The organism is Marmoricola endophyticus, from assembly GCF_014644415.1.
Taxonomy (GTDB): domain Bacteria; phylum Actinomycetota; class Actinomycetes; order Propionibacteriales; family Nocardioidaceae; genus Marmoricola; species Marmoricola endophyticus.
Map to the genome: position 1 here is coordinate 2,720,549 of NZ_BMKQ01000001.1, position 23,098 is coordinate 2,743,646.

General features: G+C 72.6%; 22 protein-coding genes. 13 read left to right on the plus strand and 9 right to left on the minus strand.

The annotated features are described in order from the left end of the window. Positions 1-47: 47 nt before the first annotated feature. Positions 48-803, minus strand: coding sequence for an SDR family NAD(P)-dependent oxidoreductase (locus tag IEX42_RS13335; protein ID WP_188780207.1), 756 nt, complete (start codon positions 801-803; stop codon positions 48-50). Between the two features lie 103 nt (positions 804-906). On the opposite strand from IEX42_RS13335, the gene IEX42_RS13340 reads away from it, so the two are divergent. Further along, positions 907-1,767 (plus strand): helix-turn-helix transcriptional regulator, encoded by an 861-nt coding sequence (locus IEX42_RS13340; RefSeq protein ID WP_188780208.1) that lies wholly within the window; start codon positions 907-909, stop codon positions 1,765-1,767. On the opposite strand, the gene IEX42_RS13345 is transcribed toward IEX42_RS13340, so the two are convergent. Beyond that, positions 1,764-2,624 (minus strand): alpha/beta fold hydrolase, encoded by an 861-nt coding sequence (locus IEX42_RS13345; protein WP_188780209.1) that lies wholly within the window; start codon positions 2,622-2,624, stop codon positions 1,764-1,766. The two genes, IEX42_RS13340 and IEX42_RS13345, sit on opposite strands and share 4 nt — an antisense overlap. A gap of 50 nt (positions 2,625-2,674) precedes the next feature. Then, positions 2,675-4,099, minus strand: coding sequence for an FAD-dependent monooxygenase (locus IEX42_RS13350; protein ID WP_188780210.1), 1,425 nt, complete (start codon positions 4,097-4,099; stop codon positions 2,675-2,677). Between the two features lie 96 nt (positions 4,100-4,195). On the opposite strand from IEX42_RS13350, the gene IEX42_RS13355 reads away from it, so the two are divergent. Further along, positions 4,196-4,663, plus strand: coding sequence for a MarR family transcriptional regulator (locus IEX42_RS13355; protein WP_229660854.1), 468 nt, complete (start codon positions 4,196-4,198; stop codon positions 4,661-4,663). Between the two features lie 25 nt (positions 4,664-4,688). Further along, a complete protein-coding gene (locus tag IEX42_RS13360; RefSeq protein WP_188780211.1) occupies positions 4,689-5,843 on the plus strand; it encodes an FAD-dependent monooxygenase in 1,155 nt (384 codons plus the stop codon). 114 nt (positions 5,844-5,957) lie between these two features. Here the strand turns inward: IEX42_RS13360 and IEX42_RS13365 are convergent, their stop codons facing one another. Beyond that, on the minus strand, positions 5,958-6,578 hold the full coding sequence (locus IEX42_RS13365) for a TetR/AcrR family transcriptional regulator (protein ID WP_229660855.1): 621 nt from the start codon (positions 6,576-6,578) through the stop codon (positions 5,958-5,960). Between the two features lie 97 nt (positions 6,579-6,675). Here IEX42_RS13365 and IEX42_RS13370 point away from each other — a divergent pair, with 97 nt between their 5' ends. Further along, on the plus strand, positions 6,676-7,563 hold the full coding sequence (locus IEX42_RS13370) for an SDR family oxidoreductase (RefSeq protein ID WP_188780213.1): 888 nt from the start codon (positions 6,676-6,678) through the stop codon (positions 7,561-7,563). Next, a complete protein-coding gene (locus tag IEX42_RS13375) occupies positions 7,556-9,109 on the plus strand; it encodes an MFS transporter (RefSeq protein WP_229660856.1) in 1,554 nt (517 codons plus the stop codon). Before IEX42_RS13370 ends, IEX42_RS13375 begins: the two co-directional genes overlap by 8 nt. Here IEX42_RS13375 and IEX42_RS13380 read toward each other — a convergent pair. Together IEX42_RS13380 and rarD are read right to left on the minus strand one after the other, a co-directional pair. Next, positions 9,020-9,661: a class F sortase gene (locus tag IEX42_RS13380; RefSeq protein WP_188780215.1), complete on the minus strand. Its 642-nt coding sequence runs from the start codon at positions 9,659-9,661 to the stop codon at positions 9,020-9,022. The two genes, IEX42_RS13375 and IEX42_RS13380, sit on opposite strands and share 90 nt — an antisense overlap. After that, on the minus strand, positions 9,658-10,626 hold the full coding sequence (gene rarD, locus IEX42_RS13385) for an EamA family transporter RarD (protein ID WP_188780216.1): 969 nt from the start codon (positions 10,624-10,626) through the stop codon (positions 9,658-9,660). Before rarD ends, IEX42_RS13380 begins: the two co-directional genes overlap by 4 nt. Positions 10,627-10,649: 23 nt before the next feature. Between rarD and IEX42_RS13390 the strand changes: the two genes are divergently transcribed. From IEX42_RS13390 to IEX42_RS13400, 3 genes are all read left to right on the plus strand, one after another. Then, positions 10,650-11,810, plus strand: a complete 1,161-nt coding sequence (locus IEX42_RS13390; RefSeq protein ID WP_188780217.1) for an alpha-hydroxy-acid oxidizing protein — start codon at positions 10,650-10,652, stop codon at positions 11,808-11,810. A 35-nt stretch (positions 11,811-11,845) separates the two neighbouring features. Further along, positions 11,846-13,225: an NAD-dependent succinate-semialdehyde dehydrogenase gene (locus tag IEX42_RS13395; RefSeq protein ID WP_188780218.1), complete on the plus strand. Its 1,380-nt coding sequence runs from the start codon at positions 11,846-11,848 to the stop codon at positions 13,223-13,225. Positions 13,226-13,406: 181 nt separating this feature from the next. Next, the gene (locus tag IEX42_RS13400) at positions 13,407-14,087 is read left to right on the plus strand and encodes a DUF1345 domain-containing protein (protein WP_188780219.1); all 681 of its coding nucleotides are present in this window, start codon (positions 13,407-13,409) and stop codon (positions 14,085-14,087) included. Between the two features lie 4 nt (positions 14,088-14,091). Here the strand turns inward: IEX42_RS13400 and IEX42_RS13405 are convergent, their stop codons facing one another. Continuing rightward, positions 14,092-14,778 (minus strand): SDR family NAD(P)-dependent oxidoreductase, encoded by a 687-nt coding sequence (locus IEX42_RS13405; RefSeq protein ID WP_188780220.1) that lies wholly within the window; start codon positions 14,776-14,778, stop codon positions 14,092-14,094. An 88-nt stretch (positions 14,779-14,866) separates the two neighbouring features. On the opposite strand from IEX42_RS13405, the gene IEX42_RS13410 reads away from it, so the two are divergent. Then, entirely contained in the window at positions 14,867-15,769 is a 903-nt protein-coding gene (locus IEX42_RS13410; RefSeq protein ID WP_188780221.1) for an NADP-dependent oxidoreductase, read from the plus strand. A gap of 24 nt (positions 15,770-15,793) precedes the next feature. Here IEX42_RS13410 and IEX42_RS13415 read toward each other — a convergent pair whose 3' ends face one another. Beyond that, on the minus strand, positions 15,794-16,861 hold the full coding sequence (locus IEX42_RS13415; RefSeq protein ID WP_188780222.1) for a 2-oxoacid:ferredoxin oxidoreductase subunit beta: 1,068 nt from the start codon (positions 16,859-16,861) through the stop codon (positions 15,794-15,796). After that, the gene (locus tag IEX42_RS13420; protein ID WP_188780223.1) at positions 16,858-18,768 is read right to left on the minus strand and encodes a 2-oxoacid:acceptor oxidoreductase subunit alpha; all 1,911 of its coding nucleotides are present in this window, start codon (positions 18,766-18,768) and stop codon (positions 16,858-16,860) included. The genes IEX42_RS13415 and IEX42_RS13420 overlap by 4 nt, the downstream gene beginning before the upstream one ends. A gap of 312 nt (positions 18,769-19,080) precedes the next feature. On the opposite strand from IEX42_RS13420, the gene IEX42_RS13425 reads away from it, so the two are divergent. From IEX42_RS13425 to IEX42_RS13440, 4 genes are all read left to right on the plus strand, one after another. Further along, entirely contained in the window at positions 19,081-20,139 is a 1,059-nt protein-coding gene (locus IEX42_RS13425) for a sulfate ABC transporter substrate-binding protein (RefSeq protein ID WP_188780224.1), read from the plus strand. A 4-nt stretch (positions 20,140-20,143) separates the two neighbouring features. Next, complete coding sequence (gene cysT / locus IEX42_RS13430; protein ID WP_188780225.1) at positions 20,144-20,989, plus strand: sulfate ABC transporter permease subunit CysT; 846 nt, start codon at positions 20,144-20,146, stop codon at positions 20,987-20,989. Beyond that, positions 20,982-21,815, plus strand: coding sequence for a sulfate ABC transporter permease (locus tag IEX42_RS13435; RefSeq protein WP_229660857.1), 834 nt, complete (start codon positions 20,982-20,984; stop codon positions 21,813-21,815). The genes cysT and IEX42_RS13435 overlap by 8 nt, the downstream gene beginning before the upstream one ends. A 103-nt stretch (positions 21,816-21,918) precedes the next feature. Next, entirely contained in the window at positions 21,919-22,890 is a 972-nt protein-coding gene (locus IEX42_RS13440; RefSeq protein ID WP_188780226.1) for a sulfate/molybdate ABC transporter ATP-binding protein, read from the plus strand. The last annotated feature ends 208 nt before the right edge of the window (positions 22,891-23,098 follow it).

Here is a 23,098-nt window from a genome sequence, read left to right on the forward strand (position 1 = left end):
CGAGACTCCCCGGCTGCAGGCCGGGGTCTGGTCGACCGCGTCGCTCCTCACAGCCCGCCGGAGGCCTCGATGCGCTGGCCGGTGATCCAGGTCCCGGAGGCGGTGGTCAGGCCGGCGATCGCCTGGCCGACGTCCTCGGGCGTCGCGACGCGACCCAGCGCGGTGCGCTCGGCCATCACTTTCAGCAGCTCGGGGTTGCTGCGCAGGTGGCCGCCGCCGAAGTCGGTCGGTACCGGGCCGACGGCGACGGTGTTCGCGGTGATGCCGCGCGCGCCGTACTCCACCGACTGGTAGCGGGTCAGCACCTCGACCGCGCCCTTCGCGGCGGCGTACGCCCCAGAGCGGGCGAGCGTCAGCCGGGTCAGGCCGCTGGAGATGTTGACGATGTGGGCGCCGTCGGCGAGCAGCGGCTCGAGCGCCTGGGTGAGGAAGAACGGCCCCTTCACGTGCACGGCGAAGACCTGGTCGAACTCCTCCTCCGTGGTCTCCTGCAGCATGCTGTAGAGCCCCGTGCCGGCGTTGTTGACCAGGATGTCCAGCCCGTCCGGGGCGACCTCGCGCACCTGCGAGGCGAAGTCGGCGAACGAGCCCAGGTCGGTGGTGTCGAGGTGCAGGGCGTGGGCGCGTGCGCCCGCGGCCTCCACCGCCGCGACGACCTCGGCGGCCTCGGCCTCACCCGAGCGGTAGGTGAGGAGGACGTCGACACCTGCGCCGGCGAGGGCGAGGACGGTGGCGCGGCCGAGGCCGCGGCTGCCGCCGGTGACGAGGGCGACGGGGGACTGGAGAGTGTCTGTGGTGGTCATGTCCGCCACGGTCGCCCGCGCCCAGCGGCCGCGAAAGAGACCTGTCGAGCCCTGGGATCGACAGTCCCTGGTGGGCCGCGGTGCCCCGGGCGAGGATGGGGGCATGGACCGTGAGCGCCTCGCCGACTTCCTGCGCCGCCGCCGCGAGGCGCTGCAGCCCGAGGACGTCGGGCTGGTCGCGGCCGCGCGCCGACGTACGCCGGGGCTGCGCCGCGAGGAGGTCGCGCTGCTGGCCAGCATGTCCAGCGACTACTACACCCGTCTCGAGCAGGCCCGCGGCCCGCAGCCCTCGCCGCAGATGCTGGGCGCCATCACTCGTGCGCTGCACCTGAGCCTGACCGAGCGCGACCACCTCTACCGGCTCGGCGGGCAGACGCCGCCCGCCAGTGACGTGCGCAGCGACCACGTCTCGCCCGGCGTACGACGAGTGCTGGACCGCATCGACACCCCCGCCATGGTGCTCAACGACCTCGGCGAGGTGCTGGCCCAGAACGCTCAGGCGGTCGCTCTGCTCGGCGACGAGACCCGCTTCGCGGACGGCGACCTGGCCCGGTCCCGGGTGTACCGCTGGTTCACCGACGCCACGGCCCGCCGGATCCACCCGCCGGAGGAGCACGAGGAGTACTCCCGCTCGTACACCGCGATGCTGCACCTCGCCGCCGGGCGCCACCCCGACGACCCTCGTACCCGGGCGATGGTCGACGGGCTGCGCGCGGCCTCACCCGAGTTCGCCGCGCTGTGGGCCGGCCACGACGTCACCTGGCGGCCCGGGCCGGAGCGCAAGACGTTCCTGCACCCCGAGGTCGGCGCGATGCAGCTGGACTGCGAGCAGCTCACCGCACCGCGCGACGGCCAGCTCCTCCTCGTCTACACCGCGACCCCCGGCACCGACTCCGCCGAGCGGCTGCGGCTGCTCGAGGTGGTCGGCCACCAGCGGTTCGCCGACCCGGTGCAGGCGGACTAGACGGCACGGCGCGACCGACCTCGGCCGAGCGTTGGTGGCCGCGCCCAGGCCTCGAGGAGGGCGGCGACCCGTCGTGGACCTCCGCCGTTCCACGGGCCGTCGTGGCCGAGTCCGACGAGCTCGACGTGGCGGACGTCCGGCAGCAGCTCGGTGAGTCTCGTGGCCGCCTCGCGCAGGAACGGGGGGCTCGTGGTCCCGCTGATCAACAGAACCGGCTTCCGCAAGGTCGAGTACCGGTCGAGGTTGGCACCGAGCTGGGCGACGTCGTGGAAGTCGTAGCGCACCCCCGGCAGCAGGTGGGCGAAGCTCGTACTGCCGTGCCGCAGCAGGTGGTCGGCGCGAACCACGATGCCCGCGAGCCTGTGGGCGATCGGTCGCGGAACACGCTCGAGCAGGCGCGGGGCCGTGCCGGCCACCAGCAGCGCGTCGAGCAGGGCAGCGCCGAGATCGCCGCGCTCGATCTCCTCGTCGATGCGACGCACACCGTGCTCGTCGACGCCGTGCGGGTAGAAGGGGGGCTCGTACACCGCGACCTGGTGGGCCCTGGTGAGGGTGAGCGCCGCTTCCAGGGTGATGATCGCCCCTGAGCTGAGGCCGAACACCGTGCTGGCACCGGTCGCCTCGAGCACCGCGTCGACGTCCTCGACGTCGCGCGCCACGTCGTGGCCGTGGTCGTACGGACGCGGGCTGAGCCCTCGACCGCGGCGCTCGACCCGGAAGACGGTGTGGCTGCCCTCGAGCGCCTCGGCGAGTCGTCGGTAGGCCGAGACGTCGGCCATCGCGCCCTGCACCAGGACGACGCCGGGACCCGTGCCCTGCTCGAGGAACCCGATCCGCGTGCCGTCGGCGGAGTGCACGGAGCGGTGTACAGGCGCGGGTCGGCGGTGCCCACGGCCGGGCACTGGGCTCATGCCGACCACGGGCCGGCGTCCCGGGAGAGCAGCGCGTCGAGCACGTCCGTCAGGTGGTCCGGTTCCACCCGGGCCGCGACGTGGCCGTCGGGGCGCACGAGCCACAGCCCGGGGCCGTAGGAGGCCACCTCGTGGCAGGGAACGGGCGCCGCAGCCGGCACGCGGTCGCCGACGGCGACGAAGGTGTCGGGGCGCACCAGGTCCAGCGACGAGCGTCCGTCGGGCAGCCACACGTGCGGGAGCCGCGCACCGACGACGGGGGTCGGCGCGCGCGGGTCGACCACCTGCAGGTCGTCGCCCTCGCCGGACAGCGCGGGGGAGGCGCCTGCCGGGTAGCCCAGGCCCAGGTCCGCGACCAGCCCGGCCAGCTCCCGCTCCCCGTGGGCCAGCGCCACCGACGCGCGCAGCACCCGCTCGTCCACGGGGCGCCGCTCGATCTCGTAGCTGTCCAGCAGGTCCTCACCGGCCCGGCCGCCCAGCACCCAGGCGAGCTTCCAGGCCAGGTCGTGGGCGTCGCCCACCGCGAGGTTGCCGGCCATCCCGAGGGAGGGCGGCATCGAGTGCACCGCGTCGCCGAGCGCGAGGACCCGTCCGGCGCGGAACCGGTCCGCCAGGTGTCCGCTCGGGCGCCACGAGCCGTGGTCGAGCACCTCGACGTCCACCGGCGCGCCGACCGCCGCTGCGACGTCCGCCGGTACGTCGAGGAAGTCCTTGCCCTGCCGCTGCAGCTGCCAGCGGTCGAGGTCGCGGCGGAAGACGATCGTCCCGCCCGAGCCGCAGAGGAACGCCTTGCCCGGTCGGGTCGCCATCAGCTCCTCGAGCCGCCGGCTGCGGAAGAGCACCTGGAAGAACTCCTCGGCGTCCTCCGCGAACCGCTGCGAGCCGATCCCGAGGTCCTCGAGCAGGCCGGCTCGCGCGCCCTCCGCGAGCAGGACGTACGAGGCCAGCAGCGGCGGCCCGTCGCCGTCGTGGTGCACCTGCACCACCTCGCCCAGGTCGACCAGCCCGGTCACCTGGTGGCCCCAGCAGACCTCGGCGCCGTCGGTCTCGGCTCGGGCGCGCAGCAGGCCCTCCAGCACGTCCTGGTCGCACTGCGCAGCACCGGTGGGGCTGAGCGCGGCGGTCTCGTCGACCACCGCTCGCTCCTCGTGGACCTCGAGCAGCGTGTCCACGGTCTGCAGGTCCCAGGAGCCCGGGGTGCCGAGCCGGAGTACCTCCTCGGCGAGACCGAGGCCGCGCATCAGCTCCATGGTGCGGGCGGAGAGCACCCACGCCCGGGGTCGCGGGGTCGGCGCGTCGCGTCGCTCCAGCACGGTCGCCCTGACCCCGGCGCGCCCGAGGAACGCGGCGGCGGCGCTGCCTCCGAGCCCGCCGCCGACCACGACGACCGGGTGCACGCGGGTGGGTTCGTTGCTGCGCATCGCGGACTCCTTGATTGCTTGACGAAATGATTACTTGATAGTGAAGTTATTACGGCAAGGTGCTAACGTGCAACCCCGTCGTCGACAGGAGCAGTCGTGGACCAGCAGCAGCGCCGCGCCGAGGTCGTACGACGGGTCCGAGCACTCGCTGCGACCACGACCGAGCTCGGCCGGGCGTTCGCCCGCAGCCGGGGCATGCACACCACCGACGCGGCCGCCGTGGTCGAGATCCTCACGGCCGAGGGACGTGGTGAGCCGTTGACGCCGGCCCGGCTGGCCGAGCGTGTCTCGCTGACCACCGGCGCCACCTCCACGCTGCTCAACCGGCTCGAGCAGGCAGGACACGTCGTCCGCACGCGTGAGCACCGCGACCGCCGGGTGGTGACGCTGCGCTCCACCCCGGGCATCCACGAGGAGGCGGAGTCGTTCTACGCCCCGCTGGGCGTCGACCTCGACGCCGCCCTCGGGGAGTTCTCGGCCGCCGAGCTCGACGTGGCCGCCGCCGTCGTCGCCCGGCTGCAGGAGGCGATGGCCCACCACGTCGAGCCGGTGAAGCCGCGGTGAAACCCGCCCCGTGCACGGTCGGGCCATGACCTCAGGCACCGTCCTCGTCTCCGGTGCCAGCATCGCCGGGCCGGCGATCGCCCACTGGCTGCAGCGCTACGGCTTCGACGTCACCGTCGTCGAGAAGGCGCCGACGCTTCGACCCGGCGGCCAGGCCGTCGACTTCAAGGGCCCCGTCCACCGAGCGGTCCTGGAGCGCACGGGCATCCTCGAGCAGGTCCGCGCCGCACAGACCGGCGGCGACGACGGCACGATCGTGGACGCGCACGGCCGCCGGCTCGCCGTCGTGCCGAAGGAGTTCAGCGCCGGCGAGCTCGAGATCGCCCGCGGCGACCTCGCCGCGATCCTGCACGACCTGACGAGACGGACCTGCGACTACGTCTTCGATGACTCGATCGCCTCGCTCACCGAGACGCCCGACGGCGTCGAGGTCACCTTCGAACGAGGCGAGGCACGTCGCTTCGACCTCGTGGTCGGTGCCGACGGCATCCACTCGAACGTCCGCCGGCTGGCCTTCGGCCCGGAGGACGGGTTGGTGCAGCACCGCGGCTACTACTACGCGCTGGCCGACGTCGAGGAGTCGCTCGGCGCCGACTTCGAGATGTACGGCGAGCCCGGCCGGATGGCGGCGACGGGCGGGCCGAAGGCGCCGGCGTTCTTCGTCTTCGCCTCGCCGCCCCGACCCGAGGCCCGCGGTGACGTCACGGCCCAGCAGGCCCTCCTGACGCAGGCGTACGCCGGCGCCGGCTGGAAGGTGCCGCAGCTGCTCGCCCAGCTGCCGGCAGCGCGCGAGTTCTACCTCGACGCGATCTGCCGGGCCCGGGTCGACCGGTGGTCCTCGGGCCGGGTGGTGCTGCTCGGCGACGCGGCGTACGGCAACACCCTCGGTGGGTACGGCACCGGCCTCGCGCTGGTGGGTGCGTACGTCCTCGCCGGCGAGCTGCGCCGGGCCGGCGGTGACCACGCGGCGGCGTTCGACAGGTACGAGCAGGTGGTCCGCCGCTACGCGAAGGGCTCGGGAGAGGTCAACGCCGGGCGACTGCTCGCCCCGCGCACCCGAGCGGGGATGCGAGCGCGCAACGCGATGTTCACGGTGGCCGCGCTCACGACGCCGCTGCTCCGGCTGACCGAGCGCGGCGCCACCCGGATCGACCTCCCCGACTACGAGACGCCGGGCTGAGCGTCCTCGGGCCGAGCAAACGAGCTGCGTGCCTGTCGAGGCGGGCTGCGCATCCTGCGCTGTCGGGGACCTCCCGCGCCCACCGGGCGGTCGACCGCCGAGACCGGCGATCGCTCAGGGCGGCTGCTCACCGGACCGCAGGGTCTCGGTCGGGTCCTGCGCCGGTGAGCGAACGGCGCGCAGGAACGCATCGGCCCGCTCGCCGGCGCCGGCCCGCTCTCCGACGTCGGTGAACGCATCGAGCACCTCCGGGCCGACGAGGAGCGACACGGCCTGTCGGGCAGGCACCTGCACGGTGTCTTGTCCCAGCGCGTCGACGATCGCGTGCGCGGAGTCGATCAACGGGTCGCTCGCGCGCATCAGGTCGGCCACGGCGGCGTCCTGCTGGGCGGCGGCGACGAGCGCCTTGTACGCCGCGCCCGCGTCGGAGCACGCGAGGAACACCTCGACCCGCTCGAGGTAGGCGACCACGTCCGCGCGGGCGTCGCCGGACGGCTCGCTCGCGAGCTCCTTGGCGGCGTCGTACGTCGTCGCCTCGAAGAGCACCTCGGCCTTCGTGGCCCACCACCGGTAGACCGTCTGGCGACCGACCCCGGCGCGCTCGGCGATCGCCTTCATCGTGAGGTCGGCGTAGCCGATCTCGACCAGCAGGTCGTCCGCCGCGTGCAGCACCGCGGACCGCGCGCGCTCGCTGCGCGGTCGTCCCGCCTTGGTGGTCGTCGTCCGCTCCGGCACGCAGTCACTGTAACGAGACACCGCGTATTGCGATGCATGGTGACTCTTATTACGGTCACTGCAACGAGACATGGTGTCTCGAATCGAAGGAGGGATCATGAAGGTCTTCGTCACCGGAGCCAGCGGCTGGATCGGGTCGGCCGTCACCGAGGAGCTCCTCGGAGCCGGCCACGAGGTGCTCGGGCTGGTCCGCTCGGACGCGTCGGCCACGCGAGTGGAGGCGCTCGGCGCCCGCGCGCTGCGCGGCGACCTGGATGACCTCGACTCGCTGCGAGCAGGGGCCACCGAGGCCGACGCGGTCGTGCACCTGGCCAACAAGCACGACTGGTCGGACCCCGAGGAGTCCGACCGCGCCGAGCGGGCCGCCGTCGAGACGCTGCTCGCCGCGATCGAGGGCACCCAGCGCCCCTTCGTCATCGCCAACGGGCTGTCCGGTCTAGTCGAGGGCCGAGCCGCCCTGGAGAGCGACCGCTCGCCGGCCGTCGGCCCGACCAGCGACCGCGGCGGCTCGGAGAACCTCGTGCTGGAGACGGGCGGACGTGGCATCGCCGTTCGCTTCGCGCCCTCGGTGCACGGCGTCGGCGACTGGGGCTTCGTCGCCTTCCTCGCGGGGATCGCGCGGGAGAAGGGCGTCTCGGCGTACGTCGGCGACGGCGTCCACGCCTGGTCCGCCGTGCACCGCGCCGACGCGGCCCGGCTGATCCGGCTCGGCCTGGAGCAGGCGCCGGCCGGCACGCGGATGCACGCCGTGGCCGAGCAGGAGATCACGACCCGTGCGATCGCCGAGGCGCTCGGCGAGGCGCTCGACCTGCCCGTGCACTCGGTCCCCGCGGGCGAGGCGGGCGAGCACTTCGGCTTCATGGCCGAGTTCTTCGCCGCCTCCATGACCGGCTCCAGCGATGCGACCCGCGCGCTGCTCGGCTGGACGCCGAGCGGCCCGGGACTGCTGGACGACATCGCGGCAGGGGCGTACGCCGGTGACTGAGCAGGTACTCGCCACCCGATCGCGGGCCGCGGGAGTCCCGCGCGGCGTGCTCGCGTGCGTGTGCGCGAGCACGCTGGTCGTCATGGGCCTGGTGGCCGCGGTCAACGTCGCGGTGCCGGCCCTGGCAGCCGGTCCGCTGCACCCCTCGGCGTCGCAGCTGCTGTGGGTGGTCGACGGCCACGTCGTCGTCTTCGCCTGCCTGGTCATCCCCGGCGGCGCGCTCGGGGACCGGCTGGGCCGCAAGGGCGTGCTCGTCGCCGGCCTGGTCGGCGTCGCCGTCGGGGCGGCGGTCACGGCGGCCGCGCCGAGCACCGGCGTGCTCCTCGGCGGCCGCATCCTCACCGGCGCGAGCGCGGCCCTCGTGCTGCCCAACTGCCTCGGCGTGCTCGTGCACGCCACCGAGGGGCCGGCCCGGCTGCGCGCGATCGCGCTGTGGGGTGCGGTCTCGGGCATGGGCGGCGTCGTCGGCAACACCGTCGGCGGCGCGCTGCTGCTGCCGGGGTCGTGGCGGTTGCTGTTCGTCGCGGTGGTGCCGATGGCGCTGGCGTGCGCGGCGTGGACGGCCCTGGTCGTCACCCGCACCGGCCGCAGCGACCGGCGGCTCGACCCGGTCGGCACGCTGCTGATCGTCGTGGTGACCGTCGCGCTCCTCGGCGGCATCGTCGAAGGACCCGAGCGAGGCTGGACCAGCGCGCTCGTGGGGTCGCTGCTGGCCTCCGCGGCCGTCTCCCTGGTCGTCTGGGTGCTCGTCGAGCTGCGCGTGGAGCACCCCCTGATCGACCCGCGGCTGTTCCGCCTGGCCGGTGTCTCGGCGGCAGGGCTCGGTCTGGTGGTGCTGTTCTTCGGCAGCTTCGGGTTGTTCTTCCTCAACGCCTCGCTGCTGCAGTACGTCCACGACTTCTCCACCCTCGGCACCGGCCTGGCGATCCTGCCGCTGGCGGTGCCGCTGCTCCTGCTCTCGCGGGTGATGCCGACGCTCCTGCCGCGGGTCGGCCTCGTCGCCGCGCTGAGCGTCTCGTTCGTCGCGGTCAGCGCCGGGCTGCTCGGCCTCGCAGCGACGGTCGAGTCGTCGTACGCCGTCTACGCGCTCTGGCTGGCCGTGGTCGGCATCGGCTTCGCGTTCGGGCTGCCGGCGCTGACCGTCGAGCTGAACACCTCGATGCCTGCGGGACAGGCCGGTGCTGCCGGTGGCCTGCAGTCGGCGCTGCGCGAGCTCGGCAGCGCCCTCGGGGTCGCAGTCGTCGGCTCGGTCCTCACCGCCTCGCTCGCCGACAGGCTCGGCGCCGTGGGCGGTGTGCCGCCGTCGGCGCGGACGGTGGCCGCTGCCCTGGACGCGGCGCCCACCCAGCGAGCCGAGGTGGTGCACGCCTTCGCCCGGTCCTGCGCGAGCGGGCTCTGGGTGGGGGCAGCGGTCACCGCGGCGAGCGGCGCACTCGTGGTCGCGACGATCCTGCGGTCAGGCCGGCGGTCGCAGCGGCACGGCGGTGACGACGGTGTTGCCGGCGTACGAGCGCCCGTTCCAGCCGGTGCAGGTGACCAGGCGTAGCTGGCCGGCGCCACGGCCCTGGCCGAACAGGTCGGTTGCCCGAGCGGCGAGCTGCGCCTTGCTGAGGTCCTCGACGGTGACCACGCGGTAGGCGATCCGCTCGGCGCCCGCCGACGGACGGCGGATGACGACCCGGTCGCCCGGCTGCAGCGTCGCGAGCCGGTCGAGCGCGCCACCGCCGGTGTGCACGGTGTGGCCGGCGACCAGCGTCTGGCCGGTGGCCGAGCCGGGCGCCGCGCTGCCGTCCCAGTAGCCGACCTCGCGCGGGTTGCGCGGCGGCGTCAGCGTCCTCGTCGCCGACATCGCCACCGAGACCAGCGGCGCCCGGACGCCCAGCGAGGGGAGCACCAGCACGTCGCCGGTGCGGTCGCCGACCAGGCGGGGCCGAGCGGTGCGCGTCGGCGAGGGGGTAGGCCGGCCCGGTGTCGGGTCCGCCTGCGCGGGCGCAGGGACGGAAGCCGGCGCCTCGTCACGTCGTACGACGACCGCGACGACGACGAGCGCCACGACGACCACGAGCGCCGCGACCAGGGCCAGCCGGCGCCGGCTCACGCGACCGACTCCGCCGAGAGAGCGAGCTGGCGCCGCCGGTGACGTCCGTGGCGCACGGCCTCGCCGGTGAAGATCGCCAGCGCCACCCAGACCAGCACGAAGCCCAGCCAGCGGCCCAGTGGCATGTCCTCTCCGAAGACGACGATACCGAGGACGAACTGGCAGATCGGGGTGACGTACTGCAGCAGGCCGAGCACCGTCATCGGCACCCGGATCGCGGCAGCGCCGAAGCACAGCAGCGGGATCGCGGTGACGATGCCGGTGCTGGCGAACAGCAGCGCGTGCCCCGTCCCCTCCGAGGTGAAGTGGCCGTCGCCGGTGGCCTGCAGCCAGACGATGTAGCCGACCGCGATCGGGAACAGCAGCACCGTCTCGAAGGTCAGCGACTCGATCGCCTCGGCGCCCGCCTTCTTCTTCGCCAGTCCGTACGAGCCGAACGAGAAGGCCAGCAGCAGCGCGATCCACGGGAGCCGGCCGTACTCCACCGAGATCACCAGCACCGCCACCAGCGCGACGCCCATCGCCACCCACTGCGCGCGTCGCAGCCGCTCACCGAGGAGCAGCACGCCCATCAGCACGGTGACCAGCGGGTTGATGAAGTAGCCCAGCGACGTCTCCACGACGTGACCGTTGTTCACGCCCCAGATGAAGCCGCCCCAGTTGACCGCGATCACCACCGCGGCGACCGACAGCAGCGCGACTTTGCGGCGGTCGCGCAGGATCGCGCGCAGGTGCGTCGTACGACGCAGCGCGACCAGCAGCACCAGCATCGTGATCAGCGACCACGCGATCCGGTGGGCCAGCAGCTCGATCGCGCCGACCGGCTCCATCAGCGTCCAGTAGATCGGAAAGACGCCCCACAGGCCGTACGCCGCGGCGCCGAGCAGGAAGCCCGTACGACCCTCGTCGCGCAGTGTGCCCGGGCTCGTGCCCGAGGCCGCTCGCGGGGTGTCGGTCGCCGTCACCGGCACAGCCTAGGCTGCCGAGCATGGCCAACTTCGGTGACCGGCAGAACGAGATCTACCTCGCCGGGCTCGGCGGGCAGGTCCCGGCCTACCCGATGTCGTACGACGAGCTCGAGCGGCGGGCGGAGCTGGCGATGTCGCCGGGGACCTGGTCGTACGTCGCCGGCGGTGCGGGCGACGAGCGCACCCAGCGGGCCAACCGCGAGGCGTTCGACCACTGGGGGCTCGTCCCGCGGATGCTGCGCGCGACCACGGAGCGCGACCAGTCGGTCGAGCTGTTCGGGCACCGGCTGCCGACGCCGCTGCTGATGTCGCCCATCGGCGTCATCGGGATCTGCACCCAGGACGGCCACGGCGACCTCGCGACCGCCCGCGCCGCGGCGGCCACCGGCGTCCCCATGATCGCCTCGACGCTCACCGAGGACCCGATGGAGGTCGTCGCCGCGGAGCAGGGGGAGACGCCGGGGTTCTTCCAGCTCTACTGCCCGACCGACCCCGAGGTCGCGCAGAGCCTGGTCGGCCGGGCGGAGGACGCGGGCTACCGGGCCATCGTGGTCACGCTCGACACCTGGGTGACCGGCTGGCGCCCGCGCGACCTCTCCACCGCCAACTTCCCGCAGCTGCGCGGCCGCTGCCTGGCCAACTACTTCTCCGACCCGGTCTTTCGCAGCCGGCTCGCGGCGCCGCCGGACGAGGACCCCGGCTCGGCGATCCTCGCGTGGGCGCAGATGTTCGGTCGGCCGCTCGGCTGGGACGACCTGGCCTGGCTGCGCTCGCTCACCGACCTCCCGGTCGTGCTCAAGGGGATCTGCCACCCCGACGACGCGCGCCGGGCGGTCGACGAGGGCGTCGACGGGATCTACGTCTCCACCCACGGCGGGCGCCAGGCCAACGGCGGCATCGCCGCGATCGACTGCCTGCCGGCCGTGCGCGAGGCGGTGCCGGACACGACGGTCCTCCTGGACTCCGGCGTCCGCTCCGGCTCCGACGTCGTCAAGGCGCTGGCGCTGGGCGCGGACGCCGTCGGGGTGGGGCGCCCGTACGCCTTCGGGGCGGCGCTCGGCGGCACCGACGGCATCGTCCACGTGCTGCGCAACATCCTCGCCGAGGCGGACCTGCTGATGGCGGTCGACGGCTACCCGACGGTGCCCGATCTCGGCCCCGAGGCGATGCGCCGCCTGTGAGGGTGAGCCCCACCCGAGTGGGTACGGTCGACGGCATGAGTCTTTACACCACGACCAACCCCGCCACCGGGGAGACGCTGAAGGAGTTCGACACCCTGGACGACGCGGGGGTGCAGGACGCCCTGGCCACGGCCCAGAAGGGCTTCGAGAGCTGGCGTGACAAGTCCGTCGAGGAGCGCGCCGACGTGCTGCGCGCCGTCGCGAAGGCGTACGACGAGCGCGCCGACGAGCTCGCCCGCCAGGTCGCCACCGAGATGGGCAAGCCGCTGAACCAGGCGACCGGCGAGCTGAAGCTGTGCTCGATGATCTACTCCTACTACGCCGAGCACGGGCCCGAGCTGCTCGCCGACCAGCCGCTCGACCGGATGGGCGCGGAGACCACGCTCGTACGCCGCTCCCCGGTCGGCGTCCTGCTCGGGATCATGCCGTGGAACTTCCCTCACTACCAGGTGGCTCGGTTCGCGGCGCCGAACCTGCTCGCCGGCAACACCATCCTGCTCAAGCACGCCCCGATCTGTGCCGGGTCGGCCGAGCTGATCGCCGACGTGCTGCACACCTCCGGCGTGCCGCAGGACGCGTACGTCAACGTGTTCCTCACCAACGAGCAGGCCTCCGACGTGATCGCCGACCCGCGCGTCCAGGGCGTCTCGCTCACCGGCAGCGAGCGTGCCGGCGCCGCCGTCGCCGAGATCGCGGGCAAGAACCTCAAGAAGGTCGTGCTCGAGCTCGGCGGTTCCGACCCGTTCATCGTGCTCGACGACGCGGACGTCGACGGCGTCGTCAAGGCGGCGGCCATGGGCCGGATGATGAACTGCGGCCAGGCCTGCAACGCGCCGAAGCGGATGATCGTGGCCGACGCGATCTACGACGAGTTCGTGGAGAAGCTGACCGCGTCCGTGTCGGGGATGAGCACCGGCGACCCGCTCGAGGAGGGCACGCTGGTCGGCCCGCTGTCGTCCAAGAGCGCCGCCGACGGCCTGATGGAGCAGATCCAGAACGCCATCGACGAGGGGGCGACGGTCCGCGCCGGCGGCAAGGCGGTCGACGGCCCGGGCGCCTTCGTGGAGCCGACCGTGCTGACCGACATCACTCCGGACATGCGGGCCTTCTCCGAGGAGCTGTTCGGCCCGGTGGCCGTGGTCTACAAGGCCGGGTCGGTCGACGAGGCGGTCGAGCTGGCCAACACGTCCTCGTACGGCCTCAGCGGCTCGGTGTGGTCCTCCGACGCCGACGCCGCGCAGTCGGTGGCCGAGCGGCTCGACGTCGGGATGTCGTACGTCAACGAGCACGGCACCACGCTGCCGGGGCTGCCCTTCGGTGGCGTCAAGCGCTCCGGCTTCGGTCGCGAGCTCGGCCCCTGGGGGCTCGACGAGTTCGTCAACAAGAAGCTCGTCCGGGTGAGCGCCGCCAAGTAGCAGCAGCTGCGCGGCACCTACCCGTTGAGTGGTGCTTCCTACCGGGCCGAGTGGTGCTTCCTACCGGGCCCAGTGGTGCCTCCTACCGGCGGACCCCGGCAGGAGGCACCACTCATGCCAGCAGAAGGCACCACTCAACGAGGCAGGTGCGGCGCGCAGCGGTGAGTAGGGTGGGCCGGCGATGGCCTCCTCGCTGACCGAGTCGCTGCTCTCCGAGAGCCGGCGGACGGCGCTGAGCATCAGCGTCGGGGTGGTCGTCGGGCTGCTGCTGGCGCTGCTGGTCCCGCTGCGGCTCTCGGGGGTCGACGCGGGGGTGCTCTTCCTGCTGCCCTACCTCGTCGCGTACTTCGTGGCGACGGTGGTGGTCTTCATCGCCGCCCCCCACGAGCTGGTGCGTACGTGGGCCAGCCGCTCCGCTCGCGGCAGCTTCGTGCAGCGCTACGTGTTCGGTACGGCGCCCGGACCGGGGGTCTCGATCTCGCTGGCCGCGATCGCGCTGATCATCGCGATGCTGTGGCTGCCGGGCGTGCTCGGCAGCTCGCTGCCCGCCGGTGCGCGGGTGGGCGTCGCCGCCGCGCTCGTCGCGGTCGCGTGGGGCAGCGTGGTGGTCTCGTTCGCGGTCGCGTACGAGGCCGACCACCTGCTGCGCGACGGCAAGGGGCTCGACTTCCCCGGCGGGGAGCGGGCGGAGTGGTCGGACTACGTCTACTTCGCCATGGCGGTGATGACCACCTTCGGCACCACCGACGTGACCGTCACCTCGCAGGAGATGCGCCGCACGGTGTCGGTCAACGGCGTGGTGGCCTTCGTCTTCAACACCGTGATCGTCGCCGCCCTCGTGACTGCGCTGACGTCTCTCTAGGCACTCACCAGGGGACGGTCGCGCCGAACCGGTCGAGGTACTCCAGGCCGGGACGATCCCGCTTGGCCTCGATGAGGTCGGCGAGCAGCGGGGTCGTCTCCTCCAGCGAGTACGTCCCCTCCGACCCGCCGAGGTCCGTCCGCACCCAGCCCGGAGCCAGCAGCAGCAGCGGCCGCTCGGGGTGACGGGCGGCGTACGAGCGGAAGCTCATGTTCAGCGCCGCCTTGCTCGCCCGGTAGACCTCGCGCGAGCCGGCGGTGTTGTTCGTGATGCTGCCCTGGCCCGACGTCATCGCGCCGATCAGGCCGTCCGCGGCCACGACGTCGTCCAGCGTCTCGACGACCCGCATCGGGCTGAGCGTGTTGGTCACCAGCACCTCCACGAACGCCTCCAGCGGGACCTCGCCGATCGGGGTGTCCTGGTGGCTGGTGGTGCCGGCGTTGACGAACAGCGCGTCGAGTGCGCGCCCGCCCAGCCGCCGGTGCAGTGCGTCGAGCTGCGCGGCGTCGTTGATGTCGAGGGTCTCGACCTCGACCCTGCCGGGGTGGGCGTCGGCGAGCGCGTGCAGCGGCGTACGCCGACCGGGGTCGCGGACCGTGCCGACGACCGACCAGCCGCGCCCGACCAGCTCCGCGGCAAGGGCGTGACCGAGACCGCGAGAGGCCCCGACGACGAGGATGGTGCTGGGCATGAGCGGCTCCTTGACTCGGCTCGACCCTCGGGGAAGCCCTCGGCCCTGCGATCTGTTCCGCGTGCAGGACGCTGAGGAGGCGATCGCGATGCGTGCAGTGCGCTACCACGAGTACGGACCGGCCGACGTGATGCGGATCGAGGAGGCGCCGGACCCGGTCCTCGCACCGGGTGCCGTGCTCGTCCGGGTCGAGGCGGTGAGCGTGAACCCGATCGACTGGAAGCTGCGCGCCGGGCTCGCTCGTGACGTCGTACCGCTCGACTTCCCGGTCGTCCCGGGTCGCGACGCCGCGGGTGTCGTCCAGGCCGTCGGCGAGGGCGTCACCGACGTCGCGGTCGGTGACCGGGTCTTCGGGCTGGGCGGCGTCCAGGACACGTACGCCGAGCTCGCGGTGCTGACGGCGTACGCCCCCGTGCCGGCGCAGTGGTCGGCGAACGAGGCGGCGTCGGCGGGACTGGCGCCGGCGACGGCCATGGGCGCACTCACCGCGCTCGGTGACATCGCGGGTCGCACGCTGCTCGTCGAGGGCGGCGCCGGTGCGGTGGGCGCCGCCGTGGTCGCGCTCGCCGTGGCGCGCGGCGCGCGGGTGGTCGGCACCGCCCGCGTCTCCGAGCACGCCGTCGTCGAGCAGCTCGGCGGCGTCCCCGTCGAGTACGGCGACGGCCTCGCCGACCGGGTGGCGTCCGTGGCGTCCGGGGGAGTGGACCTCGTCGTCGACACCGCCGCGTCGGGGTCGCTGGCCGAGCTGGTCCGGATCGCCGGCGGCCCGGAGCACGTCGTCACCGTCGCCGACCAGCAGCGCGCCGCCGGCCTGGGGGTCACCGAGGTCTGGGCGGAGAACCGCTCGGAGTGGCTGCGCGCCGCGGTGGACCTCGCGGACCGCTACACGCCGCGCGTCGCCCGGGAGCTGCCGTGGGCTGAGGCCGCCGAGGCGCACCGGATCGCCGAGCGCGGCTCGACCGGCGGCAAGATCGTGCTCACCGTGCGCTGAGCCCCTACTCGCGCGGGGTCAGCGTCAGACGACGGTCCACGTGTCGGGCCCGGAGATGAGGGCGGCCAGCGCCTCCTGCGGGTCGCCCTCGCCCTGCTCGGCGGTGACCAGCTGCTGTCGGGCGTCGTCGTCGTACGTCGCCCGCTCGACCTGGCGGAAGATGCCGATCGGTGACTGGTGGAGGACGCCGGCGTCGGTGAGCCGGGACAGGGCGAACGCGGTCGTCGGGTCGTCGGCGTGGGCGTCGTGGACCAGCACACCCGGGTCGTCGCCGGAGGTCACGCGGACACCGCCGGTCGTCTCGTCGCGGGCGATGCCCTTGGCGCCGTCGACGCCGAAGCGGATCAGCTCGCCGTGGACCAGCGGGATGATCGCGTCGGCCTTGGTGTCGGGGTTCTTGATCGCCTCGAACGCGTTGTCGTTGAAGATCGGGCAGTTCTGGTAGATCTCCACCAGCGACGTGCCGCGGTGCGCGGCGGCGGCCTCGAGCACCGAGGTGAGGTGCTTGCGGTCGGAGTCGACGGTCCGCGCGACGAAGGTGGCCTCGGCGCCCAGTGCGAGCGAGACCGGGTTGAACGGGTGGTCGACCGACCCGACCGGGGTGGACTTGGTGACCTTGCCGGGCTCGGAGGTGGGGGAGTACTGGCCCTTGGTGAGGCCGTAGATCCGGTTGTTGAACAACAGGATCGTCATGTTCACGTTGCGGCGCATGGCGTGGATCAGGTGGTTGCCGCCGATGGAGAGCGCGTCGCCGTCGCCGGTGACGACCCACACCGAGAGGTCCTCGCGGGTGGTGGCGATGCCGGTCGCGATCGCCGGCGCACGGCCGTGGATCGAGTGCATGCCGTACGTGTCGAGGTAGTACGGGAACCGCGACGAGCAGCCGATGCCGGAGACGAAGACGATGTTCTCTCGACGCAGCCCGAGATCGGGCAGGAAGCCCTGCACGGCCTTGAGGACGGCGTAGTCGCCGCAGCCGGGGCACCAGCGGACCTCCTGGTCGGAGGTGAAGTCCTTGCCGGTCAGGAGCTCGTCGTCGCCGCGGGTGGGGACGCCGGTCAGGCCGGGAAAGGGCAGGTCGGTGGCAGTCATGAGGACACCTCCTCCACGACCGGCTCAGCGCCGGTGGTGGTCGTGATCAGGTCCGTGATCGCCTCGGCGAGCTCGGCGGCCTTGAGCGGCAGCCCGCGGACGTGGTTGTAGCCGACGGCGTCGACGAGGTACTTCGCGCGCAGCAGCATGGACAGCTGGCCGAGGTTCATCTCGGGGACCAGGACGGCGTCGTAGCGCTTCAGGATGTCGCCGAGGTCGTTCGGGAACGGGTTCAGGTGGCGCAGGTGGACCTGCGCGACGTCGAGGCCGGTCCGACGTACCCGCCGTGCGGCGGCGCCGATCGGCCCGTACGTCGACCCCCAGCCGAGCACGAGCACCTTGGCCTCGCCGGACGGGTCGTCGACCTCGAGCGGGGGCAGCGACTCCGCGATCCGGTCGATCTTGGCCTGGCGGGTGCGGACCATGAAGTCGTGGTTGGCCGGGTCGTAGGCGATGTTGCCGTGGCCGTCACCCTTCTCCAGCCCGCCGATGCGGTGCTCGAGGCCGGGGGTGCCGGGCACCGCCCACGGGCGGGCGAGAGTGTCGGGGTCGCGGAGGTAGGGCCAGAAGTCGTCGACCTCGGCGCCGTCCTTGCCGGTGGTGGTGTGGTTCATGCCGGTCGCGAAGGCCGGGTCGATGACCGGCAGGTCGGCGATCTCCGGGACCCGCCACGGCTCGGAGCCGTTGGCCAGCATCCCGTCGGAGAGCAGCATCACCGGGGTGCGGTAGGTGACCGCGATCCGGGCCGCCTCGAGCGCGGCGTCGAAGCAGTCGCCGGGCGACTGCGGTGCGACGACGGGGACCGGCGACTCGCCGTTGCGGCCGAACATCGCCTGGAGCAGGTCGGCCTGCTCTGTCTTGGTGGGCAGACCCGTCGAGGGGCCGCCACGCTGGACGTCGATGACCAGCAGCGGCAGCTCGGTCATCACGCCGAGGCCGATGGTCTCCGACTTCAGCGCCACACCGGGCCCGGAGGTGGAGGTGACGCCCAGCGAGCCGGCGTAGGAGGCCCCCAGCGCGGCACCGATGCCGGCGATCTCGTCCTCGGCCTGGAAGGTGGTGACGCCGAACCGCTTGTGCTTGCTCAGCTCGTGGAGGATGTCCGAGGCCGGGGTGATCGGGTAGGTGCCCAGGAACACCGGCAGCCCGGACTGCACGCCCGCGGCGACCACTCCGTACGCCAGGGCGAGGTTGCCGGTGATGTTGCGGTACGTCCCCGCGGCCATCGGCGCCGGCTTGATCTCGTAGCGCACCGCGAAGGCCTCGGTGGTCTCCCCGAACGCCCAGCCAGCGTTGAACGCGGTGACGTTGGCGTCGCGGATGGCCGGGTTCTTCGCGAACCGCTTCTCCAGGAACTCGATCGTGGTCTCGGTGGGACGGCCGTACATCCAGGTCAGCAGCCCCAGCGCGAACATGTTCTTCGCCCGGGCGGCATCCTTGCGCGAGAGCCCGAACTCCTTGACCGCCTCGACCGTCATCCCGGTCAGGTCCAGCGGGGTCAGCGCCCAGTCCGCCAGCGAGTCGTCCTCGAGCGGGTTCTCGGCGTACCCGGCCTTGGTCAGGTTGCGGCCGGTGAAGTCGTGGGAGTCCACGATCAGCGTGCTCCCCGCCCGCATGTCGGGGAGGTTCGCCTTCAGCCCCGCCGGGTTCATCGCCACCAGCACGTCCGGGGCGTCACCCGGGGTGAGGATGTCGTGGTCGGCGAAGTGGACCTGGAACGAGGACACCCCCGGCAGCGTGCCCTGCGGCGCGCGGATCTCGGCGGGGAAGTTCGGCAGCGTCGACAGGTCGTTGCCGAACGCCGCCGACGAGCTGGTGAACCGGTCTCCGGTCAGCTGCATGCCGTCGCCGGAGTCGCCCGCGAACCGGATGATCACCCGGTCGAGCTGCTGGACCTGCTTGCTCAACGTTGCTCCTGCTGTGCGAGGGGCCGCCGGACGGGTCGGCCTGACTCGCGACGGCGAGTCGGCATTGTCCGCGGCGCGAGTGCCACCTTAGCCGCGAGAGGCCGCTCTCCCGAGGGTGTCTGCGCTGTGGACGGGCCGGGGCGGGGCGTTGTGAGCAACGACACGCCCGTACGTCGCTGCGCGCGTTCCGCTTGCTCGACGGTGTCGATGCGCTCTACTGTCTCGCCAGATTCAATTATTTCAATAGACATTGACGGGGCGAGCTCGGGGCCGTCCTCGTCGGTGCAGTGACCGAGAAGAGAGCAGATCGCCATGCCCAGCACCCGCCCCCTGTCCCGGCGTCTCGCCCCGACCCTGGTCGCCGCCGTCGCCGCGACCACCGCACTCGCACTGTCGGGCTGCGGCGCCACCGCCGGCGGCAGCAGCTCCGACGGCGCCAAGTCCGTCAGCATCGTCGGCTTCTCGGTGATGAAGACCGCCAACGCCAAGGTGATCGCGGACTTCAAGAAGACGTCCGAGGGGAAGGGCGTCTCCTTCACCCAGTCCTACGGCGCGTCCGGCGACCAGGCCCGCGCCGTGGTCTCGGGGCTGAAGGCCGACGAGGCGCACCTGTCGCTCGAGCCCGACGTCACCAAGCTGACCGACGCCGGCAAGGTGGCCGACGACTGGAAGACCGGCGCCGCCGCGGGTCCGGACAAGGGGATCCTGACCCAGTCCGTCGTCGTCATGGTGGTCCGCAAGGGCAACCCCAAGGGGATCAAGACCTGGGACGACCTGGTGAAGCCGGGCGTCAAGATCGTCACGCCGAACCCCGGCTCGTCCGGCTCGGCGAAGTGGAACATCCTCGCGGCGTACGGCCACATCCTCGCCCAGGGCGGCGGCGAGTCCGACGCCAACGCCTACCTCACCAAGCTCCTCGGCAACGTCGCCGCCCTGCCCGGCTCCGGCAAGGATGCGACGACCGCGTTCGAGGGCGGCACCGGGGACGTGCTGCTGTCGTACGAGAACGAGGCGATCGAGGCGCGCCAGGCCGGTGCGGACTTCGACTACGTCGTGCCGCCGCAGACGCTGCTGATCCAGAACCCGGCCGTGCTGACCGAGGGCGCCGGCCAGGCGGCCAAGGACTTCCTCGCCTTCCAGCAGGGCAAGCAGGGTCAGACCGACTACGCCGAGCAGGGTTTCCGACCCCTGGACGACTCGATCAAGGTCGACGTCAAGGGCGCGAATGACCCGAGCGACCCCTTCCCGGCCCCGACAAAGCTGCTGACCATCGACGACGACTTCGGCGGGTGGAGCAAGGCCAACAAGCTCTACTTCGACGACAACGACGGGATCGTCACCAAGGCCCTCGCGGCGTCGGGCAAGAGCTGACCGCGTGACCAGCAGTCTCACCGCCCCGTCTCGCGCGCGCGTCCGAGGACGCGCGCGGGGGGCGCGGCGGCTCGGTGCCGGGGCGACCCTGGGCCTGGGCGTCTCCGTGCTGTGGTTCAGCCTCCTCGTGCTGATCCCGCTGGTGGCCGTGCTGGTTTCGGCGGCCGGTCTGGGGCCGAAGGAGTTCCTCGACGTCCTCACCAACGCGCAGACGGCGGCCGCGATCCGGCTCACGGTGGTGCAGTCGTTGCTGGTCACCGCGCTCAACGTGGTGATGGGGACGGCACTGGCCTGGGTGCTCGTGCGCGACCGCTTCCCCGGCAAGGTCGTGCTCGACATCGTCATCGACGTGCCCTTCGCGCTGCCCACGATCGTGGCCGGGCTGGTGCTGGTCTCGCTGTACGGGCCCCGCTCGCCGGTGGGCATCGACGTCAACAACACCCGCTGGGCGGTCTTCCTCGCCCTCGCCTTGGTCACGCTGCCGTTCGTGGTCCGTACGGTGCAGCCGGTGCTCGAGACGCTGGACCACGATGTCGAGGAGGCTGCCGCGTCGCTCGGTGCGTCGCGGCTGACCACGTTTCGCCGGGTGATCCTGCCCTCGCTGGTCCCGGCGATCGCCGCCGGTGCGGCGCTGGCCTTCGCCCGCGGGATCAGCGAGTACGGCTCCCTCGTCCTGCTCTCCGGCAACCTGCCCAATCGCACCGAGGTCGCCTCGGTGCGGGTCTTCACCTACCTCGAGAACGGCCAGAAGGGGCAGGCCTCGGCGATCGCGGCCGTGCTCCTGGTCGTCTCGCTGGTCGTGATCGTGTCCCTGGACCTGATCCAGCGACGGGTGGCGCGCCGTGGCTAGGGCGCAGGCCCCGCTCACCCGCGACCCGGCGCCGGTGCGCTGGGGGCTGAGGGTCGTCGCGGTGGTGTACGTCGTCCTGCTGGTCGCGTGGCCGACGTACCTCGTCTTCGAGAACGCGCTCAAGCCCGGCCTCGGAGCGATGCTGGACGGACTGCGCGACCCCGACGTCGCGCACGCGATCGACCTGACGGTGACGATCACGGTGTACGCCGTACTGATCAACCTGGCCTTCGGCCTGACCGTCTCGCTGCTGCTCGTCCGCTACGACTTCCCCGGTAAGCGGCTGCTCTCCGCGCTCCTGGACGTGCCGCTGTCGGTCTCGCCCGTCGTGGTCGGCCTCGCGCTGGTGCTGGTCTACAACGGCCAGGACGGCTGGTTCGGACCGACGCTGGAGAGGCTCGGCTACCAGGTGATCTTCTCGACCCCCGGCATCGTGATGGCCACCGTCTTCGTCGCGCTGCCGCTGGTGATCCGCGAGATCGTGCCGGTGCTGGAGGAGATCGGCGACGAGCAGGAGCAGGCCGCCCGCAGTCTCGGCGCCAACGGGGTGCAGACCTTCTGGCGCGTCACCCTGCCGGGCATCAAGTGGGCGGTGGTGTACGGCGTCGTCCTCGCGCTGGCCCGTTCCATCGGCGAGTTCGGCGCCGTCAAGATCGTCTCGGGCAACGTCGTCGGCCAGTCGCAGACCGCGACGCTGGTCGTCGAGGAGACCTACCAGAACTTCCAGCAGCAGACGTCGTACGCCGTCTCGGCCCTCCTCGCCCTGGTGGCGATGGTGAGCCTGGTCGTCGTCGCCGTGCTGAGGCCCAAGGAGCACAAGTCATGAACACGCCAACGATCCCGCTCGCCCCGCTCGCGCTTCGTCGGGGACGCCGCACGAACACATCGACGAACCACTCGCTTCGCCCGCGCTTCGCCGGGGACCCCGCATGAGCATCCACGTCGACGGCGTGAGCAAGCGCTTCGGGGACTTCGTCGCCCTCGACGACGTCAGTGTCGACCTGCCCACCGGCCAGCTCACGGCGCTGCTCGGGCCCAGCGGCGGGGGCAAGTCGACGCTGCTGCGCATCATCGCCGGCCTGGAGACCGCCGACACCGGCACCGTGACCATCGAGGGCCGCGAGGCCACGCACCTGCCCCCGCAGAAGCGCAACGTCGGCTTCGTCTTCCAGCACTACGCCGCCTTCAAGCACATGAGCGTGGCCAAGAACGTCGCCTTCGGCCTCGAGATCCGCCACCGCCCGAAGACCGAGGTGAAGAAGCGGGTCGCCGAGCTGCTCGAGCTGGTCCACCTCGACCAGTTCGCGCACCGGCTGCCCTCCCAGCTCTCCGGCGGGCAGCGGCAGCGGATGGCACTGGCCCGGGCGCTCGCCGTCGAGCCGTCGGTGCTGCTGCTCGACGAGCCCTTCGGCGCGCTCGACGCGAAGGTACGCAAGGAGCTGCGCGAGTGGCTGCGCCGGCTGCACGACGAGGTGCACGTGACCTCGGTGTTCGTCACCCACGACCAGGAGGAGGCCCTCGAGGTCGCCGACGAGATCGTGGTGATCAACGAGGGCCGGGTCGAGCAGGTCGGCACCCCCGACCAGCTGTACGACGCCCCGGCCACCGACTTCGTGATGGGCTTCCTCGGCCCGGTCACCCGGCTCGGCGGGGCCCAGGTGCGTCCGCACGACATCGAGGTGAGCACCGACCCGGGGCAGCCGGGAGCCGTGCCGGGACGCGTCGTACGCCTCCTGCGGGTCGGCTTCGAGGTACGACTCTGGGTGGAGACGGCGCCCAGCGAGGAGCCGGTCTCGGTCACCGTGACCCGCGCCCACCAGCGGCAGCTCGCCCTCGGCGAGGGCAGCGCGGTCTGGCTCTCGCCGACGTCCGACGCGACCCGGGTCGACGCAGTGGTCTGAGGAGGGCCGCGGTGGCTCGCGGCTGCAGGTTCCCCACGGTATGCAGACGAGTTCGCAGGCCCCACGACGAACCCGCACCTCCCACGACGGGTACGCCGTGGGAGGTGCGGGTACGCCGTGGGGAGCAGTGCGGCGTACCCGACGTGCCGTTGGCCTCCCGGCGCATCGTGAGGGACCCGCTCCTGCGGCGACACCCCGACCGTGAGGA